Origin of the sequence: Halomonas sp. HP20-15 (genome assembly GCF_033446685.1) — a bacterium.
GTDB lineage: Bacteria > Pseudomonadota > Gammaproteobacteria > Pseudomonadales > Halomonadaceae > Modicisalibacter.
The window spans coordinates 137,579-163,943 of sequence record NZ_JAWQLY010000008.1 but is presented as its reverse complement, the minus strand read 5'-3'; the positions used below and the strand labels follow the sequence as shown (position 1 = coordinate 163,943).

Genomic DNA, 26,365 nt, shown 5'->3' with positions numbered 1-26,365 from the left:
TTAGCCGTTGACCACGGTACCACCGTTGGGGTGGATCGTCTGGCCGCTGATGAACGAGGCGTCCTGGCTCGCCAGGAACACGAAGACCGGACCGAGTTCGCTGGGCTGGCCGGCGCGCCCCATCGGCGTCTGCTGACCGAAGCCTTCCAGCATTTGCGGGTCGTGAGCACCCAGGGTGGCGGGTTGCAGCGGCGTCCACACCGGGCCGGGCGCCACGGCGTTGACGCGGATGCCCCGCCCCACTACCTGGTTCGACAGGCTGCGGGTGAAGCTGACGATGGCGCCCTTGGTGGCCGAATAGTCGACGAGGATCTCGGGGCCGATGTAGGCATTGATCGAGGCATTGTTGATGATCGAATCGCCTTCGCCGAGATGCGGCAGCGCCGCCTTGGCCAGATAGAACTGGCTGTGCATGTTGACGTCGAACATCCGGCGCCACTGCTCGTCGGGCAGTTCGGTAAGATCCTCGCTGACCCATTGCGTGCCGGCATTGTTGACCAGGACGTTGAGGCCACCCAGGGTGCGCAGCGTCTCGTCGACGCAGCGGCGACAGAAGTCGGCTTGTGAAAGGTCACCCTCGATCAGATGGCAGCGGCGCCCTTCCGCCTCGACCAGGCGCTTGGTCTCGGCGGCGTCCTCGGCTTCGCTCAAGTAGACGACGGCCACGTCGGCCCCCTCGCGGGCGAAGTGGATCGCCACCGAGCGGCCGATGCCGCTGTCGCCGCCGGTGATCAGGGCGACCTTTCCAGCGAGTTTGTCGGCGCCCTTGTAGCCGGCGCGGATCATCTCTGCCGGTGGGTCCATGGCGGCCTCGCTACCGGGCAACGCCTGAGACTGGGCGTGAATCTCGAGCTTGCTGGCCATGCTCACCTCCCTGTGGTGCGCTGTGATGCGTGAAAGCACGGCGACAGGCCGCGCCTGCGCTCAACGTAGACCTTGGTCTAGAGGTCGGCAAGCTGGGCGATGCCGCAGGAAGATCCCTTCTAGTGCCGGAGCCCCCGACCGGCGGCCAATGCGTCGCCAGCGCATATCTACAAAACGCATCTTCCAGTAACCAAGGCTGACATTCGCGATCGATCGCTCTGTTTAATTCACTTAAGTTAATAAAACTAAAGTTTAAACAAGCATTTACTAACCTGCCGAATGTCGCCATCCACCGACACCGCCTCTCCTCGCTTCCATGCCCAGCCTGAACGCAGCCGCCGCTCGCTTGCTTGGCATTTCCTTCGCTGGGTAGCATCCCGCCTCGCTTGATCCCGACATAGAAAGGCAACCCTCGGCAACAAGGATTCCGGTACGCAGTGTCTCACCGGGGCTGCCACCAATAGCGGGGCCTGGCATGGCTTCAGGAGCAACGGATCTGCCAGAAGCGTTTGAGGCTTATTGGAGACATTGCATGAGCAGCACCCTGACTATCGATAAAGACATTACGGCCCGGCAGCTCGAAGCGCAGATCGACGCCGCCCCGGCAGGCGCCAAGCTGGTCTTCGGCGCGGGCGACTACAAGTTCGACGAAGCCATCACCATCACGCGCTCCGATATCTCCCTGATCGGTGCCGGTTCGGACGAGACCACGCTGACCTTCACCGATGAGGCGCTGGACAACAGCGACGAGAAGTTTGCGCTTCGCCTGGACGGCAGCCATGCCGACACCGTCGGTACGCTGACCTCGAGCGTCGACGAGGGCGAGCGTCGAATCCGTCTGGATGACGGTCACGACCTCGAGCCGGGCGATACCCTGCGCCTGTGGCAGGACAACGACGCGCAGTTCTTCGAGGCGATCGGCGACAGCTCGTGGCGCGAGCAGGACGCGCCGCTACGCACCAGCATGGCGCAGGTGGACGATGTCGAGGGCGATACCGTGACCCTCGACCGCGGCGTGCACTTCGACTTCGACGGTGGCAAGACCCATGTCGAGCGTATCGACGCATTGGAAAACGTGAGCCTCGAGGGCTTCAGCGTCGGCTTCGAGCTGGGCGATGCGAATAACGACGTCTTCGAGAATACTTTGTCCGGTCTCGAGGATTATCTCGCCGTCTCGCTCGAAGGCACGGTGGCCAGCCAACTCAGCGACATTCAGGTGCTTGACGGGCCTTCGGTGGCCTTTCATTTTGCCAAGACGCTGGATACCCACGCCGAGGCCATCGAGGCGCATGGCGCCTTCAACAAGGGCGGCGGCGGAAACGGCTATGCATATGAATTGCGCGAGAGCTACGACGGCAGCTATACCGACCTGGCCGACAGCGGCATGCGCCACAGCCTGCTATTCGCTTCCTGGCGCTCCTCGGTGGGCAACGAGGCCGAGGTCCGCTCCACCGATCGAGACATCAATTTCCACGGCGGGCGCGATCACGGCAACGCCGTGCACGTCTTGGAGTCGGTACGCGGGGCCGACAACATCTCCACCTCGCTGTGGGTCAACAAGGGCGGAGTCAGTTGGGGGGCCGTCACCAATGACGAGGCCAATCAGGTCACCTTCGACTACGTGATGGGCTCGCGTCGCGACGATGTACTGCAAGGCAGCGACAGCGGCGTCTTCTTCAACGGCCAGCTAGGCAGCGATACGCTCACCGGCGGCAAGGGCAGCGACATCCTCCAGGGCGGGCCGAGCGACGACTGGGGCAACGACCTGCTCAATGGCGGCAGCGGCATCGATACGGCGCTGTTTTCCCAGGAATACGCCGCCTACGATATCGATTTCGACGGTGACCGGGCCGTCGTCGAGACCAGCGGCAAAAAAGACACGCTGGTGGATATCGAGAAAGCCATCTTCGCCGATGGCACTGAACTCGACATTGCCAGCGGCGACACCTCGAGCGGTGGCAATTACGAAGCGCCTTCCGCCGAAGCGATTCTCGGCGATTCCGCTTCGGGCGATACCGAGACCGGGGAGAACACCGAAACGCCCGACCAGGCGCCCGCCACCGAGCCACCCCTCGAGGACAGCGAGGATGGTGGTGAAAGCGTCAACGTCGACGCGCCCGACCAGGCGCCCACCACCGAGCCACCCGCCGAGGACAGCGAGGATAATGGTGAAAGCGTCAACGCCGACGCGCCCGACCAGGTGCCCGCCACCGAGCCACCCGCCGAGGACAGCGAGGGCGGCGGTGAAAGTGTCAACGTCGATGCGCCGGCACTGGCCATCGACAGCGAAGTGCACAGCGCTTGGCATGACGGCTATACGGCCGAGGTTCTCGTCGAGAACACGTCGGACGCCACGCTCAGCAACCCCGAGCTGCACTTCGGGTTGTCGGACGATCTGGACAAGCTCTGGAACGGCCGGGTCAGTGAAACCGACGACGGCTACCAGGTGACGCGCGATGACTCGCTGGCCCCCGGCGACGTCTGGCGCTTCGGCTTCAAGGCCGAAAACGCCGAGGGTAGCGGCGAGGACTTGGCCACTGGCGAGGCGGCCCCGCTGATCGGTCTGGAGACTCCCTCGCCCGATACATCGATCCTGTAAGCCTACCTGCGAGCGAAGCCCCCGCGCTTCGCTCGTATCGTTCCCCTCCGCCTTTTCATGAGCGGTCGCCGCTCAGCCGTGCGGGTCGAACAACCGGACTTCGCGGATATCGAGGCGACCCCAGACCCGTCCGGCCATGTAGGGCTCGGTTTCCAGCCAGGCATCCAGCGCCTGGCGATCGGGGAAGGCGAAATGCGCATTGGAGCCGACCATTTTGCCGGCCTCGTCGAGAATCGCCCCGCCGCTGAGGAAGTGCCCCTGGGCGGCGAGTCGGCGGATGCCTTCCAGATGCGCTTCGCGATTGGCCAGGCGCCGCTCGAGCGCTTGATCGTCGGTGTAGTCGTAAGCCACCACGGCGTATTGCTTCATGCTCGCGTATCCCGTGCTTTAACCATGAATGGATGTGCCGGCTATCATAGCGCTCTAACACCGCAACAACGCACCGTCGTCGTGCCTCAGCGCGTTTTTCGGCTTCATCGCGCCGCGGCTCACGCTATAGTCGTCGTTCATTCATTGGCCGCTTGATTAGGGGAACGTATGGCGGATCTGTTGTGGTACCAGTATGCGCTGATCGGCTTGATCTTCGCCTGGAGCGGTTTCGTGCGCACCAGCCTGGGGTTCGGTGGCGCGGTACTCGCCCTGCCCTTCCTGTTGCTGGTCGTCGACGAACCGCTGCTATTCCTGCCGATCATCGCCATACACCTGCTCATTTTCTCGAGCTGGATCGCCTGGCGTGGCCATCGTCAGCTGCGCGCCACCAGCGGGGCGACAGCGCCTGAAAGCAACATCGACTGGCGCTACCTGTTCAAGGCACTGAAGATCATGATCGTGCCCAAGCTGATCGGCGTGGTAGGCCTGTTGACGCTGCCGGGCAATATCATGACCACGGTGATCTTCGTGATCGTCATCGTCTACGGGGCGAGCTATGCGCTGAACAAGCCGTTTCGCAGCCAGAGCAAGACCCTGGATTGCGTGTTGCTGGCCCTGGGCGGCTATGTCAGCGGCACCTCGTTGATCGGCGCCCCGCTGATCGTCTCGGTGTTCGCCAGCCATGTGGCCAAGCATCAACTGCGCGATACGCTGTTCGCGCTGTGGTTTATCCTGGTGGTGATCAAGATGGTGTCGTTCGTGATCGCCGGCGTGGATCTGCAATTGATCCACCAGCTATGGCTGCTGCCCTGTGCGCTGGTCGGCCACCTGCTCGGCGAGCGCGTTCACCGCTACATGCTTTCGGCCGATGCCTCGGTGTTCTTTCGCGTGCTGGGGGCGGTGCTGATTGTGGTCAGCGTGGTGGGGCTGATCAGCGGCGTGGGGTAAGAGTCGCTCGCTCGATCAACCGGAACAGGGCGTCGATGACGCCTTGCCTGACGTCGTCGTGCAGCCGATAGCGCGGCACGCTCACGCTGATCCCGCCGGCGGGCGTACCGTCGGCGGCGCGGATGGCACGCCCGAAGCAGATGATGCCCGGCTCGTTCTCCTCGTCGTCGATGGCGTAGCCGCGCTCCCGGGTGCAGGCAAGCTCGTCGCGCAGCGCATCCAGTGAGATCAGCGTGCGCTCGGTGACTGGCTCCAGGCGCAGTTTCTCCAGATATTGCTCGCATTCGGCAGCGTCCAGCGCGGCGAGATACGCCTTGCCCACCGAAGTGGAATGCATGGGGATCGGCATGCCGATGTAGGAGGCCATGCGTACCGCGTCGGTGGATTCGACCTTGTCGATGAACGTCATGTGGCAGCCGTAGGGCACCCCGAGATGGACGGTCTCGCCGGTGGCCTTGCCGATTGCCTGCAGCGTGGGCCGAAAACGCGCCTGCAGGCTGCCCTGGGTCAACGACTGCTGGGCCAGACGCAGGATCTGGCGGCCCAGCACGTACTCGCCACCGAGCGGGTTGCGCTCGATGAAGCCTTCCTGCTCCAGCGTGTTCAGTAACCGATAGACGGTCGGCCTGGGCATTTCCAGGCGCTGCTGGATGGCCCGGGCGCTCGCCTCCGGCCCCAGCTCGGGAATCACCTGCAGGAGCCGCAGGCCCTTGGTCACGGCCGCCGCACCCTGCACCTGGGCGGGCCGCGATCGCTCGCTTCTTTTCGAGTCCACGTGGGCTTCACTACGAATGTCTATATCCAGGCCCTCCGGGATGAATTGACGGAGTGGGGGTTCGCGCTTACCTTGATTTCAAATTGTCCATATTGTGAATCGTGTGTCCATATAGTGGACGGAGGAAGCATGTCAGTCAATGACGACCAACGCAAGCGAATGCCCTATCAGTACCCGCAACCGGCGGAGGCCTCCGCCGATATCGTGGTGCCCAACGCATTGCCGGACGATGAGCGGATCTGGGTGCCACAGGCGGAGAACGTCGACTTCCGCCCGCTGTGCCTCAACGTCTCACAGGGCTACTGGGTCAATCTGCTGCGCGTTCGCAAGTCGGGGGTCCTCAGTCGCCACCGCCACCCCAACCCCGTCCACGGCATGGTGCTCAAGGGCAAGTGGCGCTACCTCGAGCACGACTGGGTCGCCACCGAGGGCAGCTATGTCTACGAGCCGCCCGGCGAAACCCACACCCTGGTCGTGGACGACGACGTGGAAGAGATGATCACCCTCTTCCAGGTGAACGGCGTGATGTATTACGTCGACCCCTGGGGCGAGCACCTGGGCTTCGAGGACGTCTTCACCAAGATCGACATGTGCCGCAAGCACTACGAGGCGTGCGGCCTGGGAAGGGAGTACGTCGACCAGTTCATCCGTTGAGTGTCCGGTACAGGCACTCTTTCCTTCGTGGGAAATACAACAAGTAACCAGGAGACGCTCTGATGACCTTCAAGAAAACCCCGCTCACCCTCTCCGCCGGCCTGCTCGCCCTGGGACTGTCGATCGGCGTCGCTTATGCCGACTACCCGGAAAAACCCATCCAGTTGATCGTGCCCTGGTCCGCCGGTGGCGGCACCGATGCCGTGGCGCGCCAGTTGGCCAACGGCCTGCAGGAACAGCTCGGCCAGCCGATCAACGTGATCAACCGCACCGGCGGTGGCGGCATCGTCGGTCACACCACCATGGCCATGGCCAAGCCGGATGGCTACACGCTGGGGCTGGCTACCGCGGAAATCAGCACCTATCGCAACATGGGCACGTCGGATATCTCCTACGAGGACCTGACGCCCATCGCCATGATCAATTTCGACTCGGCGGCCTTCAACGTCAGTGCCGACTCCGAGTGGGATACCCTGGACAAGGCCCTGGCCGACATCAAGGCGAACCCCGGCCAGTACACGGTCTCCGGCTCCGGCCCGGGGGCGGCTTACCATCTGGCGTTCGCCGGTTTCCTCGATCAGCAGGGCATCGACCCCACCAGCGTTCCGCTGGTGCCCAGTGAGGGGGCCGCGCCGGCCTTCCAGGAACTGGCCGCCGGCGGCGTGGATATCGTCTTCTCATCGTTGCCGGAGGCCGAATCGATGCGCCAGGCCGGCCGCATCGACACCCTGGCGGTATTCTCCGACGAGCGCCTCGCGGCCTTCCCCGACGTGGCCACCGCCAAGGAACTGACCGGTCAGCCCTGGGCCGCCGGCACCTGGCGCGGGCTGGTGGGACCGGACGGCCTGCCCGGCGATATCGTCGAGACCCTGGCCGAGGCGACCCACAAAGTGTGGGAGTCCGAGGAATTCCAGTCGTTCATGGACAAGCGCGGCTTCGGCACCAAGTGGCGCGGCCCGGAGGAGTTCGCCGACTTCATGGCCACCCAGGACGAACAGAACGGCAAGATCATCGACAAGCTGGGGCTTGCCGAGTAGGCCCGGCCACCGAGAGAGACAGGAGCCGTCATGCGCGTCAATGATCTTTTGCTCGGCGTGGTGATGGCGCTGTTGGGCGTCGTCGTCATCTGGGCTTCGCGAGACTTTTCCGCTCTCCCGCGCCAGCACTACGGCGCGGGAACCTTTCCCACCCTGATCGGCAGCCTGCTGATCGCGCTCGGCGCCCTCATGGCGCTGCGCGGCTGGCAGTATCAAGGCGCCCTCATCACCTGGCAGGGCGAGCTCTCGGCGCGGCGCGTCACGGCCTGCATCGCGGTGGTCATCGCCGCCGTTGGCGGCTATGTCTTGCTGACCCCGGTACTGGGCTTTCCGGTCGTGTCGCTGGCGATGCTGACGCTGATGATCGGCTGGCTCACCGCGGGCCGCTGGGTCCTCGCCGCGTCCGTGGCAGTGGTAGCGACCGCCCTGGTGTGGCTGACGTTTTCCGAGCTGCTCCACGTGCCGCTGTCGCTGGGCATACTGGAGAAGGTGATCTACTGATGGCGGAACTACAACAAGCCCTGTCGATGGTCTTCGCCTGGGACGTACTGGCGGTGATCCTGGGCGCCTCCCTGTTCGGGCTGTTCATCGGTGCCATTCCGGGGCTGACGGCGACGATGGCCACCGCGCTGCTGGTGCCGGTGACCTTCTTCATGGAGCCGCTGCCGGCGATCGGCGCCATCGTCTCGGCCACGGCGATGGCGATCGTGGCGGGCGACATTCCCGGTGCGCTGCTGCGCATCCCGGGCACCCCGGCCTCGGCCGCCTACACCGACGAGGCCTACCTGATGGGCCGCGAAGGCAAGGTCGGCCAGGCATTGGGAATCAATCTCCTCTGTTCGGTGGTCGGCGGATTGATCGGGGTGATCATGCTGGCCTTCTTCTCGCCGCTGATCGCCGAATTCGCGCTCCAGTTCACCAGCGACGAGTACTTCTGGCTGGCCCTGTTGGGGCTGTCCTGCGCGGTGCTGGTTTCCGGCGGCGATGCGCTGAAAGGGGCGATCTCGATGCTGCTGGGCCTGCTGATCTCGATGGTCGGCATGAGTTCGGTGTCGGGCCAGGTCCGCTTCACCTTCGGCATCACCGACCTGCTGGGCGGCATCTCGATCCTGCCGGTGCTGATCGGGCTGTTCGCGGTCGCCGAGCTGATGCGTCGAATTCCCGAAGTCGGCAAGATCTCGATTCCCCGACCACCCAAGGTCAGCAAGCCGTTTGCCGGCGTGGGCAAGGCCATGTGGCAGTACAAGGGCGGGGTCGTGCGCAGCGGCTTCCTGGGGACGCTGATCGGCGCGTTGCCCGGGGCCGGCGCGGACATCGCTTCGTGGATCTGCTACGCCCTCGCCCGCAAGCTGTCGCGCACCCCCGAGAAGTTCGGCACGGGGCATCCCGAGGGGCTGGTCTCGGCCAGCGCGGCCAACAACGCGGCGCTCTCCGGGGCCTACATACCGGCGCTGGTGTTCGGCATTCCCGGCGACACGATCACCGCGATCATCATCGGCGTGCTGATGATGAAGGGCATCACCCCGGGGCCCGACGTCTTCACCACCGATGCCGCGCTGGTCGACGCCATCTTCATCGTCTTCCTGCTGGCCAACCTCCTGCTGCTGCCGCTGGGCCTGCTGGCGGTGCGCGGCGCTAGGCACATCCTGTCGATTCCCTCCGGGGTGCTCTACCCGCTCATCCTGCTGTTCTGCATCGTCGGGGCCTACGCCACCAACAACAGCATGCTGGACGTGTGGATCATGCTCGGCCTGGGGGTGCTGGCCTACTTCATGGCGGAAAACGACTTCCCGATCGGTCCCATGATCCTGGCCGTGATTCTGGGCCCGATCATCGAGAGCAACTTCCTGCGCTCGATGATCAAGGCCCAGGGCGATCTGCTGGTGCTCTTCGATCGCCCCATCGCCGCCACCCTGGGCTGTCTGGCCCTGCTGGTCTGGGCGGGCATTCTCTTCTCCAGCGTGTGGGGCATAGGCAAGTCACGTCACGGGACCTATCCCACCTGAGCCGGTACAAGGAAGCAATCCTATGAAAACCGTCATCATCGTCGGCGGCAGCACGGGAATCGGCCGCGCGATCGCCCAGGCGTTCGCCGACCAAGGCGCCGAGGTGCACGTCACCGGGATCGAAGCGCCCGAGGCGATGTCCCTCGCGGGAGTTGCCGGCAAGCACCGGCTCGACGTCCGCGATCCAGGCGCGGTTGAGGCGCTCTTCGCCGGTTTCGCGCGGATCGACGTGCTGATCAACTGCGCCGGAGTCATTCGCCGCGGTGGCGAGGAGTTCTCCCCGCAGGGCTTCGCCGATGTCGTCGACATCAACCTCAACGGCACCCAGCGCTGCTGCCAGGCGGCCTACCCGGCGCTCAAGGCTGCCCGCGGCTGCATCATCAACACCGCCTCGATGCTGTCGTTCTTCGGCAGCGGCTTCGTGCCCGCCTACTCCGCCTCCAAGGGCGGCGTCGCCCAGCTGACGCGCTCGCTGGCCATCGCCTGGGCCGAGGACGGCATTCGCGTCAACGCCCTGGCGCCCGGCTGGATCGCCACTGAGCTGACCTCGGCGCTGACCGCCAATGTGGAGCGCTCGGCCGAACTCATCGGGCGTACCCCGCTGGGCCGTTGGGGCACCCCGGAGGATCTGGTCGGCCCGGCGCTGTTCCTCGCCTCCAACGACGCTCAGTTCGTGACCGGCAGCATCCTGCCGGTGGATGGCGGCTATTCGGCCCGCTGAACACTTGCGCCTTCCGGGAACGACACGGCCCCGGACACAGCCATCGACATTCTATTAAGGAGCTTTCACATGGATCTGGGAATCGACGGCCGCTGGGCCGTGATCGGTGCCGCCAGCCGCGGCCTCGGCCAGGGATGCGCCAAGGCGCTGGCCCGGGAGGGCGTCAACCTGGTGATCAATTCGCGCAGCGCCGAGGCGCTCGACGCGACGGCCCGCGCGTTGCGACAGTCGAACGCCGGCATCGAGGTTCGCGCCGTCGCCGGCGACATCGGCGATGAGGCGGTGCGCACGGCCATTCTCGATGCCTGCCCGCAGATCGATATCCTCGTCACCAACAACGGCGGTCCGCCCCCCGGAGATTTTCGCGACTGGACGCGGGAGGATTGGCTGCAGGCCGTGGAGGCCAACATGCTCACCCCGATCGAGCTGATCAAGGCGACGGTGGACGACATGGCCGCGCGCGGCTTCGGCCGGGTGGTGAACATCACCTCGGGCGCGGTCAAGGCGCCGATCGACGTACTCGGTCTCTCCAACGGCGCGCGCAGCGGGCTGACGGGGTTCGTTGCCGGCCTGGCCCGCCAGCCGCAACTGGCGAGCCGCAACGTCACCATCAACAACCTGCTGCCGGGCGCCTTCGACACCGAGCGCCTGCGCGGCGGGCTCGATGCAGCCTCGAAGGCCTCGGGGCAGGACGTGGCGCGGATTCGCGAGCAGCGCCTGGCGGGCATTCCCGCCCGGCGCTTCGGCTCGGCCGAGGAGTTCGGCGAGGTCTGCGCCTTCCTGTGCAGCCAGCAAGCCGGCTATCTGACGGGACAGAACATCCTGCTCGACGGCGGCGGCTATCCGGGCACGTTCTGAACCCCGGTCGACGCGCCTTTTCATCCATCCCCTCGCATAAGGAGCGGGCCATGATCCCCGATGACGACGCGACGCTGTTGGCGCAGATGCGGGAGCGACTGACGTCGTCCCTGATCGGCGACATCCTCGACAACCTCGGTTATCGCCAGCAGTTCCTGCCGCCTCGGCTACGCGCGCTGGATCCGGACAAGCCCTTGGCCGGCCGGGCGATGCCGGTGCTGGAAAGCGACTACCTGACGCCCGAGGAATCACCGGGCGCCAGCCCGCTGGGCGAGAAACCGTTCGGCCTGATGCTCGAGGCATTGGATGATCTGCGTCCCGACGAGGTGTATATCGCCTCCGGCAGCTCGCCCCGCTACGCCCTGTGGGGCGGGCTGATGACGTTGCGCGCCCTGCAACTCGGCGCCGCCGGCGCGGTGCTCAACGGCTATTCCCGCGACACCCAAGAGATTCTCTCGACCCCGTTCCCGGTCTTCTCCTACGGCAGTTACGGCCAGGATCAGGGGCCGCGGGGCAAGGTCATCGACTACCGGGTGCCGATCGAGATCGAGGGGGTCCGGGTCGATCCGGGCGATCTTCTCTTCGGCGATGTCGACGGGGTCGTCGTCATCCCGCAGGCCATCGAGAAGGAGACCGTTGCCCGGGCCCTGCAGAAGGGCGACGCCGAGGATCGGGTCAGGAACGCGATCCTCGAAGGCATGAGCACGGTCGAGGCGTTCAGGACCTTCGGCGTCATGTAGTCAGTTCGCCGGTCCGGATTCTCCGAGCGGGTGTACGAAACAAGGCGCCGGGAACGAACCGGCGCCTCGCCCATCGTCACAGGTAGCGGTCCAACCGCGGGAAGACGCGTCGCGCGTTGCCCTCGAAGATCGCTTGCTTCTGCCCCGCATCCAGGGCCCGGTTGGCATCGATGTAGCGCTTGGTGTCGTCGAAGTAATGGCCGGTCTGGGGGTCGACACCGCGCACCGCGCCGATCATCTCCGAAGCGAACAGGATGTTCTTGTCGGGAATCACCTCGAGCAGCAGGTCGATGCCCGCCTGGTGGTAGACGCAGGTATCGAAGTAGATGTTGTCGAGCACCCGCTGTTCGAGATCGCCGAGTTTCAGGTCCTGGGCCATGCCGCGAAAGCGCCCCCAGTGATAGGGCACGGCGCCGCCGCCATGGGGAATGATGAAGCGCAGCTCGGGAAAGTCCTTGAACAGATCGGACATCATCAGTTGCACGAACGCCGTGGTGTCGGCGCTGAGATAGTAGGAACTGGTGGTGTGGAAGGCCTCGTGACAGGCGCCGCTGACGTGGATCATCGCCGGTATGTCCAGCTCGACCATCTTTTCGTAGATGGGATACCAAAACCGGTCGTGCAGCGGCTTGTCCTTCCAGAAGCCGCCGGACGGGTCGGGGTTGAGGTTGCAGCCGACGAAGCCCATCTGGCCGACGGTGCGCTCGAGCTCAGCGACGCACGCTTCGGGTGTCACCAGCGGACTCTGGGGCAACTGGCAGACCGGCGCAAAGTTCTCGGGAAACAGGTCCACCACCCGCTTGATCAGGTCGTTGCAGTGCTCCGTCCAGGCGAGGCTGGTGCTCTCGTTGCCCAGATGGTGGCCCATCCAGCTGGCGCGCGGCGAGAAAATCGTCATGTCGGTGCCGCGCTCGCGCTGCAGCCTCAGCTGATTGTTCTCGATGCTTTCGCGGATCTGGTCGTCGGATATGGCCAACCGGCCTTTCACGGAGCGATGATTCGGGTCCGCCTCGAGCGCCCGACGCTGCTGTTCGCGATAGTCGCCCAGGCTCTGGGGCGCGGTGGTGTAGTGGCCGTGACAATCGATGATCATGAGAAATCCCTTGTCGATGGCGGGACGGGCAGACTCGCCAGGCGGCGCTAGCCCGCCTCGTTCCAGTAAAGGCGCATCGGGTTGTCGACCAGCAAGCGCTGCTGGAGCTCGGCGGTGACGGCGATCCGCGGGATCACTTCCACCAATTCGCCGTCGTCGGGCATGTGGCTCTTCATGTTGGGATGCGGCCAGTCCGTGCCCCACAGCACGCGCCCGGGAAATGCCTCGACGAGTGCGCGCGCGAAGGGCACCACGTCGGCGTAATCCGGCCCCTGACGAGTCAGCCTCTCGGGGCAGCTGACCTTGGTCCAGATGTTGTCGTGCTCGCCGAGCAGCGCCATGAACGCCTGGAAATCGGGATGATCGACGCCCTTGGCGACATCGGGTCGGCCCATGTGATCGATGACCACGAGGGTCTCCAGGCGCCGCAGCAGCGGCTTGAGCTCCTCGAGATCGTCGGCCTCGAAGTACACCACCACGTGCCAGCCCAGCGGCTTGATCTTGTCGACGATGCGTAGGCAGTCATCCCACGAGGTGTTGTCGACCAGGCGCTTGACGAAGTTGAAGCGCACCGCCCTCACCCCCGCGGCGTGCATCGCCTCGAGCTCGTCCGCGCCGATGCGCGGATCGACCACCGCCACGCCGCGCGCCCGGTCACCGGCGGCGGCCAGCGCATCGAGCAGCGCCCGGTTGTCGGTGCCATGGCAGGAGGCCTGGACGATGACGTTGCGCGCGAAGCCGAGATGATCGCGCAGGGCGAATAGCTCGTCCTTGCCGGCGTCGCAGGGCGTGTACTTGCGGGCGGGCGAAAACGGGAACTCCGACGCGGGGCCGAAGACATGACAGTGGGCGTCCACCGCCCCGGCCGGCGGCTGAAAAGCCGGCTTTTTGGGATTGGCGTGAAACGCCAGGTAATCGGTATCCATAACGACTCCAACGATCAGTGCGCAAAGACCACGCCATCAAAGAGTTTGCGCGCCGTGCGCAACACCGCCGCGGACGCCACCTGGCCGGCAGCGTCCCGCGTCAGCACGATCTCGGTGCGCCCGCTGGGCTGCTCGATGTACAGCGGCTTGGCGTCATCGCCACTCATGATGGCCAGGTCGTAGGCCACCGAGCCCGGAATGGCGCAGGCCGTGGCCACCGAGACCGCGCACAGCACGCCGATGGAGGCGTGGCAACGGTGCGGAATGAAGGTTCGCGTGCACAACGTGCCGTCCGTCTCGTTGGGCGGACTGACGATGACCATCTTGGGCACGGTCGAGTCATGCACCTCGCCCAGGTTCATCAGCGGCCCGGCCTTGAGGCGGATCGCCTCCAGGCGCGCTTTCAGCGCCTCGTCGGCATCGAGTGTTTCGCGATCCTCCCGCCCGCTGATGCCCAGATCCTCGGCGCGCAACAGCACGCTGGGCATGCCGTTGTCGATGCAGGTGACCGGCGTGGCATCGATTTCGTCCCGGGCATTGCCGGTGGGCAGCAGGGCACCGCAGCTGGAGCCGGCGGTATCCTCGAAGGTGATGAGTATCGGGCTCGCCGTGCCGGGCACACCGTCGATCGCGGTGTCGCCGGCGTAGGCAATCCTGCCGCCCGGCGTCTGCACCCGACTGGTCGCGACCTGGCCGGTATTCTTCATGTAGACGCGCACGTCGGTCGTTTCGCCCCGCACCGCGACCAGCCCTCGTTCGATGGCGAACGGAGCAACGGCGGCAAGCATGTTGCCGCAGTTCTGGGTGTCGGAGACGAGGGCCCGGTCGACATGGACCTGTAGAAAAAGGTACTCGACGTCCGCATCGGGTCGGTTGGACGGCGCCACCACGGCGACCTTCGAAGTGAGCGGATCGGCGCCACCCATGCCGTCGATCTGGCGCGGATCGGGCGAGCCCATGATGCGCAACAGGCAGGCATCGCGGGCGTCGCTGTCGGCGGGCAGATCGCTCGCCAGGAAGAAACCGCCCTTCGAGGTGCCGCCGCGCATCCATAGGCAGGCAATACCGTCAGACATACTTGAGCCCCCTCTCCTTCAAGCGTTCGCGCATGGCGTAGATATCCAGGCCCAATTCGCCGGCGGCAAGTCGCTGACGCATCTCTTCCTCGCGGGCCAGGCGCTCGCGGGCGTTCTCCAGCACCTCCGCCGCTTCTTCACGACGCACGACACAGACGCCGTCGTCGTCGGCGACAATGACGTCGCCGGGGCTGACCAGCGCGCCGGCACAGACGACCGGTACATTGACCGAGCCCAGCGTTTCTTTCACCGTGCCCTGGGCGAAGATCGCCTTCGACCAAACGGGAAAGCGCATCTCGGTGAGATCGCGGATATCGCGAACCCCGGCATCGATGATCAGCCCGACGCCGCCGCGCGCCTGCATCGAGGTCGCCAGCAGGTCGCCGAAGTAGCCGGCGCTCGATGGCGAGGTCGGCGCCAGCACCAGAATGTCCCCCGGCCGTACCTGCTCGATGGCGACGTGAACCATCCAGTTGTCCGCTGGCGCGGCGGAGATCGTCACCGCCGAAGCCGCCACTTGCGCGCCCGAGTAGATGGGACGCAGATACTCCGCCAGCAATCCCTTGCGCCCCTGGGCCTCATGCACCGTGGCGACGCCGCATTCGGCGAGCCCCTGGATGATCCTGGGATCGGCCCGTTCGATATCCTGTACGACTACGTTCATGACTCTTTCCCCAATGATGTCTTGTCGAGCGCACCGTCGCGGGCCCCCAGCGACGGCGCCGGTGAGGGCGTTACGGCCCGGTGGGAGAGTTGGATTCTCGCCAGTATCACGACCAGCACGGCCAGGCCCACGCCCCGAATCGCCAGGATCAGCGGGTCGAAATCCGTGGCCGGCACCGGCCAGGCCACCGCGACCGAAGCGGCGAGCAACAACAACCGCTCCGCCACGGCCAAAGGCCGTGACAGCCAGCCGGCAAAGGCGATGGTGATGCCGATCACCGCGGGGAACGACAGGACGATGGCGACGCCGATATCCAGCGGCTCGCCGAGCATCAGAAGCCCCGGCATGTTGACGAACAGGAAAGGCACCAGCAGCTTGACGAAGCCCAACCGCATGGCTTCCACGGCGGTCGCGTTGGCCGGCGATCCGGCAATGCTCGCGGCTGCGTAGGCGGCCAGCGCCACGGGCGGGGTTATCGCCGACACCAGCCCGAAGTAGAAGATGAACATGTGCGCGGCGATCGGCTGCATGCCCAACTGGGTCAGCGCCGGAGCGACCAGCACGGCCAGCAGTAGATAGGCCGCCGAGGTCGGCAGCCCCATGCCCAGCACGAACGACGCCACGGCCGTCAGCAGCAGCACCGCCCAGAGGCTCTCGCCACCCGCTTCGACGATCAGCCCCGAGACCATCAGCCCCATGCCGGTGAGGTTGAGCACGCCGATGACCGTGCCCGCGGCCGCCACGGCGGCGACGATCGGCAGCGTGGCCAGCAAGGTGTCCTTGCACACTTCGGCCAGATCGACCGGGCCGATCCGGGTCAGCTTCTGCCAGGGACTGATCAACAGGCCGACGACGATCGACAGCACCGCCGCCTGGGTCGGCGACTTGCCCATGACCATCAGCGCGATCAGGCAGATCAGCGGCAGCAGCAGATAGCCGCGCTTGCGCAGCGTGTCGGCCAGAAAGCGCAGGCCGCCCGTGGTGTCCCGCGCCAGCTTCAGCCGGCCGGCCTCCAGGTACACGGCGGTCATCAGCGCCGCCACGTAGAGCAAGGCCGGGACCAGCGCCGCCAGCGCGATGGTGCCGTAGGGAACGCCGATGATCTCGGCCATCAGGAAGGCCGCGGCGCCCATCACCGGCGGCATGATCTGCCCCGCCGACGAGGCGGCGGCCTCGATGGCGCCGGCCAGTGTCGGACTGTAGCCGACCCGCTTCATCAACGGGATGGTGAAGGTGCCGGTGGTGACCACGTTGGCCACGGCGCTGCCGTTGAGCGATCCCAGCAGGGTGCTCGACAGCGCCGCCGACAGTCCCGGACCGCCCTGCACGCGCCCGGTCAGTCCGCGTGCGATGTCGACGAACACCTCGCCGGTACCGATCTTGGTCAGCAGCGCCCCGAACAGCGCGAACAGGAAGATGTATTCGGCGGCCACGCCCATGGGCACGCCATAGAAGCCTTCGGTCGACAGCAACAGCGTCGAGGCCAGCCGGGACAGGCCGTAGCCGCCATGCCCGTACTTGCCGGGAATCAGGTAACCGAAATAGGCGTAACCCAGCGCGGCGACGATCAGTACCACCAGCGCCCAGCCCACGTACAGGCGCACCAGCATGATCACCACCAGCATCAGCCCGACGAACAGGTAGCGATCCAGCGCGGTGGACATGGCGCCGCGCATGATGATGTCCATGTAGGTCTGCCATAGATAGGGCCCCGGAATCAGCGCGATGACCACCAGGACATAGCAGAGCAGCTTCAGGGCGATGGGCTTGGCGCGTAGCCCGGCGTACAGCAGGCCGGCCGCCGCCACCGCCGAGAAGAACAGCGAGCGCAGGATCAGGGCGGTGATGCCGCCGTAATAGGCGCCATAGATGACCAGTGCCGTGACGGCCACGGCCAGCAGGGAGAACAGCAGTGAAATCACCACTCGCTCCCCCCGCCGGGATGCGCCGTCGTCGAGCAACAGTTTGTCGATGAGTTGCATGGCTACGCCTCGATCACATCGTGATCATTGCTGGGCTTCTTCGAAGTAGCGCTTGGCGCCCGGGTGCAGGTCGACCGGCGTGTTCTCGGCGGTCTCCAGGGAAATCTTCTTGGCCTGCGGGTGCACCTCGCCCAGCTCGTTGAGATGGCTGAACAGCGTCTTGGTCACGCGATAGATGGTGTCCTCGGCGACATCCTTGGCGGTAAACAGGACGGCGGGGTCATTAATGGCGGTAACCGGCTGATCCTGGTCGTCGTAGGTACCCGCGGGAATGTCGTACAACTGGTAGTAGGGGTACTGGTCGAGCATCGACTGAACCTGCTTCGCCTCGATCGGCAACAGACGCATGTCGCGCTGCGAGCTCAGGTCGATCAGCGCCGCGGTCGGGGCGCCGGCCAACACGGCCGTGGCATCGATCTGCTCGTCCATCAGCGCGCCGACCCCTTCGGTGTACGACAGGAACTGCGGCTCGATCGAATCGAAGACGCCGTATGCCTCGAGGATACGCTTGGCGAGCACCGCCGAGTTGCTGCCGGGAGGCCCCAGGCTGACGCGCTTGCCCGCCAGGTCGGCGATGTTCGCGATGCCGGTATCGGCGGTGGTCGCGAGCTGCAGCACCGCGGGGTACAGGTAGGCGATCCCTTGGACCGCTTGCGGGTCGCCGTCGAACGGCCCCTCGCCGTGGGCGGCTTCGTAGAGCGTGGACGAGGACGAGAAGCCCAGGGCCATCTGCCCGGCCGCGACCCGACGCACGTTCTCGATCGAAGCGCCGGTCACTTCCGCACGGGCGGTAGTGTCCTGCATGTGCTTGTTCAGGGTGTCCGCCACCCCGGCGCCGATCACGTAGAACAGCCCGCCGGTGCCGCCGGTGCCGATGGAAAGGCGCTCGTCGGCACTGGCGGCGCCGCTGGCCAGCATCAGACCCGCCGTAAGCATGGCGATGGATTTCCAGAATTTCATGACGTACTCCTCTCGATTGTCGCGCTCGCGATTGCATTGCTCGCGTTTGTTGTACTCGGTCGGTCTGGTTTATCTGGCAGGGATCTCACCGAGGCGACAGGTTTCGGAAACTCGCGAAGCTGGCGTTGACCAACTCGTCGATGGCCGTGTCGCGGTCGTGGCCGTCGACTTCGCCGCCCGATAGGCGCGTGATGCGCTCGGGGTTGATCAGCGCGTAGTACAGCGAACCGAGCAGGAACTGGCTGCACCACAGCAGGCCTTCCTTGCTGGCGCCGGGCACGCAATCGGCAATGGCGCGCATGAAGGCATGGCTGGTTTCATCGAAGGAGTCGGCGATGATCGCGCTGGCGTCCTTGTTGCCTTCCGCCGACAGCACCGCGCGCATCCGCGTGAACTCGGCACCGCCCCCGACGCTGTTTTCCGACATGGAGAACGCCGGAAGGATGTAGGCCCGCAGCACGAACCTGAGCCGCTCCTCGTCATCCTTGATCAGCACCGCCTGCTCCAGTAGCTCTCTGCGCCGCTGGTTCATGGGCGCCGTATGGCGCATGTAGATCTCGCGCAGCAGGCTCGCCTTGGAGCCGAAGTGATAGGTCAGGCTGCCCACGTTGGCATCCGCTTCCTTGGCGATGGCACGCATCGAAACGGCGTTGTAGCCGCTTTGCGAAAACAGCCGCTGCGCCGAAGCGAGCAGCCTTTCCTTGACTGATGGGGTCGCTACTGTAGTCACCAAGTCCGCCTCGTGTTCGATCGTATTATCTTCTTGTACAGTTGTATAAGAGCGACTCGAGCAATGCAATTTACAGGGAGCTAGACATTGGTCGCAGCCCTGCGCGCGCGCCGCAGCGAAACGCCACCACGCGATATCGAAACGAAAGAGATCAGGTCGATGAGGTTATCCCGGCTCAGACAAACGACCGATCCGCCATCACGTTCGTCAGTCTTTGGTCGCCGGGCCGTTCGCCTGTAGGCCGCAGGGTATAAGCTCGGCGGACCGGCGAGGGCGCGGTCTTCAGGGCAACGAGCGTTGGCAGTGCGGATGGCCGTCGGCCACCGGGCCACGTAGGATTGCGCTACGCCTCGACGAGAACCCGACATGCACGTGCGCCATTATTCCGTGATGCTGACTCTGAGCCTGAGCGCGGCTTTGATGTGGACGGCTATCGCCCCCACCCGCGCCAGCGATACCCGAATGGCCGAAGTCGCCGAGCAGAAGGCCGAGGTGCTCGAGCAGAAGGCCTCGGCCGAACCCAGCGAGGCACCCACTGTCCCCGTCCAGGCATTGACGCCGACCGGCGTACAGGCCGTCGACCCGCAGGGTAACGCCCCGCTCGACGATCCCATTACCTGCCTGTCGCGCAGTATCTATTGGGAGGCCCGCGGGGCCGGCACCGCCGAAATGGAAGCCGTCGCCAACGTGGTGATGAATCGCCTCGGTCACCCCGGTTTTCCCAACACGGTCTGCGAGGTCGTCCGCCAGGGCTCCGAGCAGGGCAACTGTCAATTCTCCTGGTGGTGCGACGGCCGTTCGGACATCGCGCACGAGGAGCAGGCCTATGCCGAATCCAAGGAGATAGCCCGTCGCGCGCTCAACGGCTCGCTCGCCGACGCTACCGACGGCGCGCTGTTCTTCCATCACAAGCAGGTCTCGCCCAGTTGGTCGGACGAATACATCAAGACCGCCGAGACGAACGAATTCGACTTCTATCGCCCCGATGACAGCTAATCCTCGGTAACTCCCCTCTCTGCCCACTCTCTGCCCCCATGGCCGTCCATGTCGACGCCTCCCGCTTCGCGCCTGTCGGTCCCGGCAGTCGCCGGGTTAATTTCTTAGCCAACAAACGATATACTCACTAGCGACTAGCGCGTTACCGGCAACGCTGCCGGAGCGTCAGCGACTGAAATACGCTCCACGGCCCGACCAACAAGGCGTGGAGCTTCGCTTACGTCGGCCCATTCCAGCCCTAAAACGCCAAAGGAAGATCGTGTTCGTTCCCGATACGCATGTGGCGCCTCCGCGCCGCAGATTCCCCTCATGAGTCAGGTGGAGCAGCTTTTCGAGCACTACGGCCCACGCTACAAGTTGTGGGTCACGCTCACCGTGATGCTGGGCCTGGTGGCGCTGGGCATGTCGATCACCATCGTCAACGTGGCGATTCCCTACATCAAGGGCGCCTTCGGCATGAGCGATTCCCAGGTGCAGTGGCTCTCCACCGGCTTTCTGGCCTCGACCACGGTATCGCTGCTGATCGCGCCCTGGCTGGTTGCCGCCGTCGGTCAGCGCGCCACCTTCATCGGCTTGCTGGCGGTATTCATCGGTGCGTCGATCCTCGGCGGCCTGGGCCAGGGGATGATGGCGCTGATCGCCGCGCGGGTCGTTCAGGGGGCGATGACCGGACTGATCCGCCCGGTCGCCATGCAGGCACTGTTCGCGGCCTACCCGCCGGAGGGGCGCGGCATGGCGGTGGCCATGTACGGCATGTGCCTGGGCCTGCCGCTGACGCTGGCTACCGTGATCGGCGGCTGGCTGGTGGAAAACTTCACCTGGCGCTACGTGTTCTTCATCACCCTGCCGATCTGCGCCGCGGCGGCGGTGATGGGCTACTTCTTCCTGCCGGGACGCGAGCAGAAGGGCCCGCGCCCGCCGTTCGACTGGGCCGGCGTGGTGCTGCTGTTCGCGGCGGTGTTCGCTCTGCTGACGGCGCTCTCCAACGGCCAGCGTTGGGGCTGGTACGACCCGCGCGTACCCGAACTGGTGCTGTTCGCGCTGGTCTGCGCGGCGGTGTTCGTGGCCTGGCAGAAGCGTACCGCGCATCCGTTGCTTGACCTGGCGATCTTCCGCTATCGCATCTTCGTGGTCGGCACCCTGGCGATGCTGCTGTTCGGCGGTTCCTTCTACGGCATCATGTATCTGCTGCCGCAGTTCGTGCAGTCGGTCCTGCACTACAGCCCCATCACCGCCGGGCAGATATTCCTGCCGTCCACGGCGGTGCTGGGCGTGCTGGTGCCGCTGGTGGGCTGGCTGAGCGATCGCTACCCGCCGCACTGGATCACCCTGCCGGGGCTGGCCTGCACGATATTCTCGGTATGGCACATGGCGCAGATGGACTGGAATACCTCGTTCGCCTACCTGGCGGGCGCGATGGCGGTGATGTCGGTGGGCATGGCCTCCTTTCCCCCGCCGACCCTATCGAACGCCATCGCCGCCCTTCCGCGCCACCTCACCGGCCACGGCTCGGGCACGATCAACTTCGCCATGCAACTGGGCGGAGCGTTGGGCACCGCGGGGCTGGTGATCCTGCTCGACCGCCAGACCGTCCAGCACGGCCAGCACCTCAACGCCGGCGTGAATGCCGGCAATACCGTGGCCCAGCAGCAGCTCGGCGAGCTGGCCGAGCTGGCCGGCCGCCTGGGCGTGCCGGCCACGCACCAGCAGGCCATGGCCGGCTACCTGATGGAGCGCGTGGAGACGATATGGGCGTCGATCCTGGCCTATCAGGACGGCTTCTGGCTGCTGGTCGCCAGCCTGATGATCGTCGCCATTCCCTCCGTCCTGCTCAGCCGCTGGCAACGGACCGGTCAGGCTTGACCCGCACTCGTGATCGTTTCAAGGATTCCTCGCACATGACATCGTCGAACACCCCGCCACGTCGTTTCACCACAAAGGCCAAGTACAAGCTCGCGGGCGTCGCGATCGTTCTGCTACTGGTGTTGCTGTGGGGCGCCCGGGCCATCTACCACGGCATGACCCACGTCAGCGCCCAGGACGCCCGGGTGATGGCCAGCCAGGTCACCGTCAGCAGCCGCCTGTCCGGCTGGGTCACCGGCTTTTCGATCGTCGAGGGCGACCGGCTCGCCGAGGGCGACACGGTGGCCCGCTTCTACAGCGAGCCCGACGAGCAGCAACTCGCGACGCTCAAGGCCGGTGTCGCGGCCATGCAGGCGCGCCGCGACTACGAGCAGGCCCGGCTGGAGCTCGCCGAGAAGCAGTTCCAGGGCGGCTTGAACATCACCAACCAGGAGCTCGAGTCCTCCAAGGCCGCCGAAGCCGCCGCCAAGGCGCGGCTCGTCCAGGCCCGCAAGGATTATCAGCGTTCGGACGCGCTGCTCGACAAGCATTCGGTCTCGCAGCAACAGCGCGACGAGGACTACTACACCTATCTCGCCGCCCAGGCCGAATATCACCAGGCCCAGCAGGAGGTGGCGGTCAGCCAGGCGCAAGCCGACAACGCCCACGTGGGTTTCCTCAATGGCGCGCAGATGCCCTTGCCCAACCCGTCGGTGATGCGCATCCAACTGGAGATCGCCGAGCAGGAACTGGCCCAGGCCCGGGCCAGGCTCGCGGAGGCCAAGCTGCGCATCGCCGACCTACAGGTACCCAGCCCGATCGACGGCGTGGTCAACAAGACGCTGATCGACGAGGGCGAATACGTCAGTGCCGGCCAGCCGATCCTGATGATGCACGACCCCGACAAGCTGTGGGTCGAGGCCAATATCAAGGAAACCGACATCGCCGAGCTGCGTGCCGGCCAGCCGGTGGCGATCAGCGTCGATGCCTACCCCGATGCGACCTTCGCGGGCCACGTCAGCGTCATCGGGCGCGCCGCCACCAGCCAGTTCGCGCTGCTGCCGAACCCCAACCCCTCGGGCAACTTCACCAAGATCACCCAACGCATTCCGGTACGCATCGCCCTCGACGACGGCCCCACCGAGCTGATCGGCCCGGGGATGATGGTGGAGGTGGATATCGACGTCAGCGGCGCGACACCGCGTCCATCCGCAAGCTGAGCGACGCGTCACGGCCATCCGCGCGTCGTTGAACGCATGACAGCCGGCTTGAGCGAGGGCAAGATCGTTCAGTTGCTGCAGTTGATCAATCACCTGTCCAACAATCTGGCGCCCGACATGCGGCGTCACGGACCACAACGGGAGCCCCGCCCATGAGTCGACCCGCGCCCCGCGAACTGACCGTCGTCGGACGTCGCTTCGTCACCCCGCACATGCTGCGCATCACCCTGGGCGGCGACGGCATGGCCGATTTTCCGGCCGACCAGGAAAGCGCCTACATCAAGCTGGTCTTCCCGCGTGACGAGGGGCAGCGACCGCTGATGCGCACCTACACCGTGCGCCACCAGCGCCCCGCTGAAATCGACGTGGACTTCGTCATTCACGAAAGCGCCGGCCCGGCCTCGCGCTGGGCGCTCGAGGCCAAGCCCGGCGAGCGTATCCTCGTCGGCGGCCCCGGTCCCAGAAAGCTGATTCACGACGATGCCGATTGGTTCCTGCTGATCGGCGACATGACCGCCTTGCCGGCGATCAGCGTGAACCTGGCGATGCTCCCCGCCGACGCGAGCGGGCATGCGATCGTCGAGGTCCTCGATGAAGCCGATATCCAGCCGCTCGACCATCCGGCGCGCCTGAACCTGCACTGGCTGGTCAATCCGAGCCCCGATCCCGAGGGCAACGCCCTGCTCGACCGCTTATGCGGATTGACGCTGCCCGCCGGACAACCCGCCGTGTGGGGCGCCTGCGAGTTCGCCAGCATGCGCAAGTTGCGCAGCTACTTGAAGCAGACGTACACGCTGAACAAGCAACAGCTCTACCTGTCCAGCTACTGGAAGATGGGCAGCAGCGAAGACCAGCACAAGCTGGCCAAGTCGCAGGATGCCGCGGAGCACGACACCGCTTGAGGCCGGCGGCAAGCAAAAGGCCACGCTAAAGGCGCCCATCGAGCGCCTTCGGCGTGGCCGTGGCTCAGCGAGTCATGCCTGTTGCGTTAGGCGTTCTTTTCCTCGCCCTTCTCTTCACCCTCGGGCTTCGCCGAGCCCTGGTGTTCCAGCGGCGTGGCCCGGTCGAGACGCGGATGGTTGTTGCGGAATTCCTGATGCGGATCGTCGAGGGCGTCCAGCGCCTGGATGGTGTAGGTCAGCGCATGGATCGCCGCCAGCACGTCCTGGGTGTTGCCGGTCTCGGAGATGGTGTGCATGTTGCGGATTGGAAAGCCGATCGAGGTGGCGGCGCAATCCACCGCCGCCAGCACCCCGGCCATGCCGTCGGTACCGGTGTCGGCGCCGACCATGTCGCGCTGCATGGGGATATCGTGCTCCTTGGCGGTGCTCTCGATGATCCGGTTGAGCTGCTCGCTGACGATCGCGCCCACCGCCATGGTGAAGCCCTTGCCCATCTCCAGCGGCTGCATGCGCCGGTCGCCGATGCCCGGCGCCGCCACGTAGTCATGGTTGACGTCGACGCCGATCAGCACGTCCGGCTCGAGCTCCCCCGCCAGCACCCGGCTACCGAAGCGGCCGATCTCCTCGTAGCTGGCGATGGCGAACAGCACGCGCACCTGCCGGGTGCCGCCCGCCTCGGCAATCAGCCGCGCGACCTCGCTGGTGACGAAGCAGCCCAGGCCGTTGTCCAGGTAGGCGCCGTAGAAGGTGTCGGGGCTGAAGCCCGGGCGGATGGGGCGATCCATGATGATCGAGTCGCCGGGGCGCACGCCGAGGTTCAAGACCTGCTGCTTCTTGTTCTCGCCGTGGATCTGCAGATCCAGGTAGATCTGCTCCTTCTTGATGCCCCGGTCGCCGGAGCGCACCGCCGGGTCGGCGAAATGGATGGCGCCCAGCGCCTCCACCGTGCCGCCCTGGATCACCCGGTAGCTGCCGGGGTTCTCGGGGTCTTCGCTGAACAGCTTGACCTCGTGGCCGATCAGCACGGTGGGCAGGAAGGAGTCGCTATTGATCCAGATCTTGCCGTCGTCGCCGATCGAGCGTACCTGCATGCGGATCTTGTCGGCGTGACCGATCAGCATCACCTTGAACATGTCGTCGCGGCCGGGATGGGTGTCCAACACCACGCCGGCGTGGCCCTGGTACTGGTGCAGGTGCCAGTCGCTGGGCGCGAACGACTCGAACTGCGGCTTGAGCACGCCATAGGTCATCGCGGCCTCCAGCCCCACCGGGCTGGGTGCGTCGAGGATCTCGCGCATCAGTTTGAACTGCTGCTCCGGCATGGGCCGGTTCCAGGGTCGGTTCGTCTCGCTCATTGCCTCACTCTCTTGTGAATTCCAGCTCGCGGATTTAATGGGTATATGAGATCAGTCTGGCAGATTTAACGCCGCTAACCGAGATCAAACATCACAATCCTCTGCGCGGCGGTCGATTCCCGCCAGGCGCTCGCCGTCGGCGTCGAGCGCCGTGGCGAGGCTGTCGAAGAATGCCCGGACCCGCGCCGTGCGACGCAGGTCCGGGTGGGTAAGCAGCCACAGGTCGGTGGCCAGTTCCGCGATGGGCTCGCCGAGGCGCCGCAGATCAGGCTGGTCGTCGGCCAGGTAACAGGGCAACACGCCGCGCCCGAGGCCGCTACGGATAGCGGCCTGCATGGCGAGCATGCTGTCCACCCGATAGCCGGCATGCGCGTCGACGCCCTGACGAACCATCCAGGCTTCCAGCGCCGGGTACCCCAGGTGGGGGTCCGGCCCGACCCACGCCTGGCGGGTTATGTCATCGTGGCGATCCGCCCGTGCATAGACCGCCTGGGCGATGCGCCCCACACGGCGGCCGACCAATGTCTCGGGCGGCGCCGAGGTGGGACGAATGGCGATATCCGCGTCGCGGCGGCTGAGGTTCAGGGTGCGATTGGACACCACGACCTCCAATACGATCCGTGGATGCTTCGCGCGAAATCGCGCGAAGTGCGGCGTCAGCAGCCCCATCAGCAAGGTATCGGTGGTGGTGATGCGCAGCGTGCCCGAAAGCGCCAGATCCTGGCCCAGCACGCGGCGCTCGGCGTCGGCGATGTCCCTGGCGACGCGTGACGCCGACGCGGCCAGCTCCTCGCCGGCGGGCGTCGGCGTGTAGCCGCCCCGCGAGCGCTCGAAAAGCCGCACGCCCAATTGGCGCTCGAGCTCGCCCAACCGACGAAATACGGTGGCGTGGTTGACTCCCAGCCGGCGCGCCGCGCCGGCGAGCGATCCCGACTCGGCGATCGCCAGCACGATGCGCAGATCATCCCAACGCGCCAGCCGCTCCGACATGCTCCCTCCCATTGCCACCCGCACATTGCATTATTGCAAACCTGGCTTTCAGCTTTCG

Annotated in this window: 25 protein-coding genes; 13 read left to right on the top strand and 12 right to left on the bottom strand. The window is 65.6% G+C overall.

Annotated features, from left to right (window positions below):
- On the bottom strand, window positions 1–864 hold the full coding sequence (locus R6258_RS12345) for an SDR family oxidoreductase (protein ID WP_318450686.1): 864 nt from the start codon (window positions 862–864) through the stop codon (window positions 1–3).
- Window positions 865–1,396: 532 nt separating this feature from the next.
- Here R6258_RS12345 and R6258_RS12340 point away from each other — a divergent pair.
- A complete protein-coding gene (locus tag R6258_RS12340) occupies window positions 1,397–3,463 on the top strand; it encodes a cellulose binding domain-containing protein (RefSeq protein ID WP_318450684.1) in 2,067 nt (688 codons plus the stop codon).
- Between the two features lie 72 nt (window positions 3,464–3,535).
- Here the strand turns inward: R6258_RS12340 and R6258_RS12335 are convergent, their stop codons facing one another.
- Window positions 3,536–3,832, bottom strand: coding sequence for a YciI family protein (locus R6258_RS12335; RefSeq protein ID WP_318450682.1), 297 nt, complete (start codon window positions 3,830–3,832; stop codon window positions 3,536–3,538).
- 168 nt (window positions 3,833–4,000) lie between these two features.
- On the opposite strand from R6258_RS12335, the gene R6258_RS12330 reads away from it, so the two are divergent.
- A complete protein-coding gene (locus R6258_RS12330) occupies window positions 4,001–4,780 on the top strand; it encodes a sulfite exporter TauE/SafE family protein (protein ID WP_318450681.1) in 780 nt (259 codons plus the stop codon).
- Here R6258_RS12330 and R6258_RS12325 read toward each other — a convergent pair.
- Window positions 4,764–5,555 (bottom strand): IclR family transcriptional regulator, encoded by a 792-nt coding sequence (locus tag R6258_RS12325; RefSeq protein WP_318450679.1) that lies wholly within the window; start codon window positions 5,553–5,555, stop codon window positions 4,764–4,766. The genes R6258_RS12330 and R6258_RS12325 overlap by 17 nt on opposite strands.
- A 129-nt stretch (window positions 5,556–5,684) precedes the next feature.
- Between R6258_RS12325 and R6258_RS12320 the strand changes: the two genes are divergently transcribed.
- From R6258_RS12320 to R6258_RS12290, 7 genes are all read left to right on the top strand, one after another.
- A complete protein-coding gene (locus R6258_RS12320; RefSeq protein ID WP_318450677.1) occupies window positions 5,685–6,209 on the top strand; it encodes a 2,4'-dihydroxyacetophenone dioxygenase family protein in 525 nt (174 codons plus the stop codon).
- A 62-nt stretch (window positions 6,210–6,271) separates the two neighbouring features.
- Window positions 6,272–7,246 carry a tripartite tricarboxylate transporter substrate binding protein gene (locus R6258_RS12315; protein ID WP_318450675.1) on the top strand — a complete coding sequence of 325 codons (975 nt, stop codon included), beginning with the start codon at window positions 6,272–6,274 and terminating at the stop codon, window positions 7,244–7,246.
- A gap of 30 nt (window positions 7,247–7,276) precedes the next feature.
- On the top strand, window positions 7,277–7,747 hold the full coding sequence (locus R6258_RS12310) for a tripartite tricarboxylate transporter TctB family protein (RefSeq protein ID WP_318450673.1): 471 nt from the start codon (window positions 7,277–7,279) through the stop codon (window positions 7,745–7,747).
- Entirely contained in the window at window positions 7,747–9,252 is a 1,506-nt protein-coding gene (locus R6258_RS12305) for a tripartite tricarboxylate transporter permease (RefSeq protein ID WP_318450672.1), read from the top strand. The genes R6258_RS12310 and R6258_RS12305 overlap by 1 nt, the downstream gene beginning before the upstream one ends.
- A 22-nt stretch (window positions 9,253–9,274) precedes the next feature.
- Window positions 9,275–9,973, top strand: coding sequence for an SDR family NAD(P)-dependent oxidoreductase (locus tag R6258_RS12300; RefSeq protein ID WP_318450670.1), 699 nt, complete (start codon window positions 9,275–9,277; stop codon window positions 9,971–9,973).
- A gap of 69 nt (window positions 9,974–10,042) precedes the next feature.
- Complete coding sequence (locus R6258_RS12295; protein WP_318450668.1) at window positions 10,043–10,831, top strand: SDR family oxidoreductase; 789 nt, start codon at window positions 10,043–10,045, stop codon at window positions 10,829–10,831.
- A 50-nt stretch (window positions 10,832–10,881) separates the two neighbouring features.
- Window positions 10,882–11,571, top strand: a complete 690-nt coding sequence (locus tag R6258_RS12290) for an RraA family protein (protein ID WP_318450666.1) — start codon at window positions 10,882–10,884, stop codon at window positions 11,569–11,571.
- 76 nt (window positions 11,572–11,647) lie between these two features.
- Here R6258_RS12290 and R6258_RS12285 read toward each other — a convergent pair whose 3' ends face one another.
- The 7 genes from R6258_RS12285 to R6258_RS12255 all read right to left on the bottom strand — a co-directional run bounded on the left by R6258_RS12285 (window position 11,648) and on the right by R6258_RS12255 (window position 19,002).
- The gene (locus R6258_RS12285; protein ID WP_318450664.1) at window positions 11,648–12,664 is read right to left on the bottom strand and encodes an amidohydrolase family protein; all 1,017 of its coding nucleotides are present in this window, start codon (window positions 12,662–12,664) and stop codon (window positions 11,648–11,650) included.
- A gap of 47 nt (window positions 12,665–12,711) precedes the next feature.
- Window positions 12,712–13,590, bottom strand: a complete 879-nt coding sequence (locus R6258_RS12280; RefSeq protein ID WP_318450663.1) for an amidohydrolase family protein — start codon at window positions 13,588–13,590, stop codon at window positions 12,712–12,714.
- Between the two features lie 14 nt (window positions 13,591–13,604).
- Window positions 13,605–14,666 carry a 4-oxalomesaconate tautomerase gene (locus R6258_RS12275; RefSeq protein ID WP_318450661.1) on the bottom strand — a complete coding sequence of 354 codons (1,062 nt, stop codon included), beginning with the start codon at window positions 14,664–14,666 and terminating at the stop codon, window positions 13,605–13,607.
- On the bottom strand, window positions 14,659–15,330 hold the full coding sequence (locus tag R6258_RS12270) for a 4-carboxy-4-hydroxy-2-oxoadipate aldolase/oxaloacetate decarboxylase (RefSeq protein ID WP_318450659.1): 672 nt from the start codon (window positions 15,328–15,330) through the stop codon (window positions 14,659–14,661). The genes R6258_RS12275 and R6258_RS12270 overlap by 8 nt, the downstream gene beginning before the upstream one ends.
- A complete protein-coding gene (locus R6258_RS12265; RefSeq protein WP_318450657.1) occupies window positions 15,327–17,312 on the bottom strand; it encodes a TRAP transporter fused permease subunit in 1,986 nt (661 codons plus the stop codon). The genes R6258_RS12270 and R6258_RS12265 overlap by 4 nt, the downstream gene beginning before the upstream one ends.
- A gap of 24 nt (window positions 17,313–17,336) precedes the next feature.
- Window positions 17,337–18,272, bottom strand: a complete 936-nt coding sequence (locus tag R6258_RS12260; protein ID WP_318450655.1) for a TAXI family TRAP transporter solute-binding subunit — start codon at window positions 18,270–18,272, stop codon at window positions 17,337–17,339.
- A gap of 85 nt (window positions 18,273–18,357) precedes the next feature.
- Window positions 18,358–19,002, bottom strand: coding sequence for a TetR/AcrR family transcriptional regulator (locus R6258_RS12255; RefSeq protein ID WP_318450653.1), 645 nt, complete (start codon window positions 19,000–19,002; stop codon window positions 18,358–18,360).
- 366 nt (window positions 19,003–19,368) lie between these two features.
- On the opposite strand from R6258_RS12255, the gene R6258_RS12250 reads away from it, so the two are divergent.
- From R6258_RS12250 to R6258_RS12235, 4 genes are all read left to right on the top strand, one after another.
- Window positions 19,369–19,998 carry a cell wall hydrolase gene (locus R6258_RS12250; RefSeq protein WP_318450651.1) on the top strand — a complete coding sequence of 210 codons (630 nt, stop codon included), beginning with the start codon at window positions 19,369–19,371 and terminating at the stop codon, window positions 19,996–19,998.
- Between the two features lie 309 nt (window positions 19,999–20,307).
- Complete coding sequence (locus R6258_RS12245; RefSeq protein ID WP_318450649.1) at window positions 20,308–21,861, top strand: DHA2 family efflux MFS transporter permease subunit; 1,554 nt, start codon at window positions 20,308–20,310, stop codon at window positions 21,859–21,861.
- A 35-nt stretch (window positions 21,862–21,896) separates the two neighbouring features.
- A complete protein-coding gene (locus tag R6258_RS12240) occupies window positions 21,897–23,060 on the top strand; it encodes an HlyD family secretion protein (RefSeq protein WP_318450647.1) in 1,164 nt (387 codons plus the stop codon).
- A gap of 152 nt (window positions 23,061–23,212) precedes the next feature.
- Complete coding sequence (locus R6258_RS12235) at window positions 23,213–23,962, top strand: siderophore-interacting protein (RefSeq protein ID WP_318450645.1); 750 nt, start codon at window positions 23,213–23,215, stop codon at window positions 23,960–23,962.
- Window positions 23,963–24,048: 86 nt separating this feature from the next.
- Here R6258_RS12235 and R6258_RS12230 read toward each other — a convergent pair whose 3' ends face one another.
- Window positions 24,049–25,317: a M20/M25/M40 family metallo-hydrolase gene (locus R6258_RS12230; protein ID WP_318450643.1), complete on the bottom strand. Its 1,269-nt coding sequence runs from the start codon at window positions 25,315–25,317 to the stop codon at window positions 24,049–24,051.
- Window positions 25,318–25,401: 84 nt separating this feature from the next.
- Window positions 25,402–26,307 carry a LysR family transcriptional regulator gene (locus R6258_RS12225; RefSeq protein ID WP_318450641.1) on the bottom strand — a complete coding sequence of 302 codons (906 nt, stop codon included), beginning with the start codon at window positions 26,305–26,307 and terminating at the stop codon, window positions 25,402–25,404.
- Window positions 26,308–26,365: the final 58 nt, after the last annotated feature.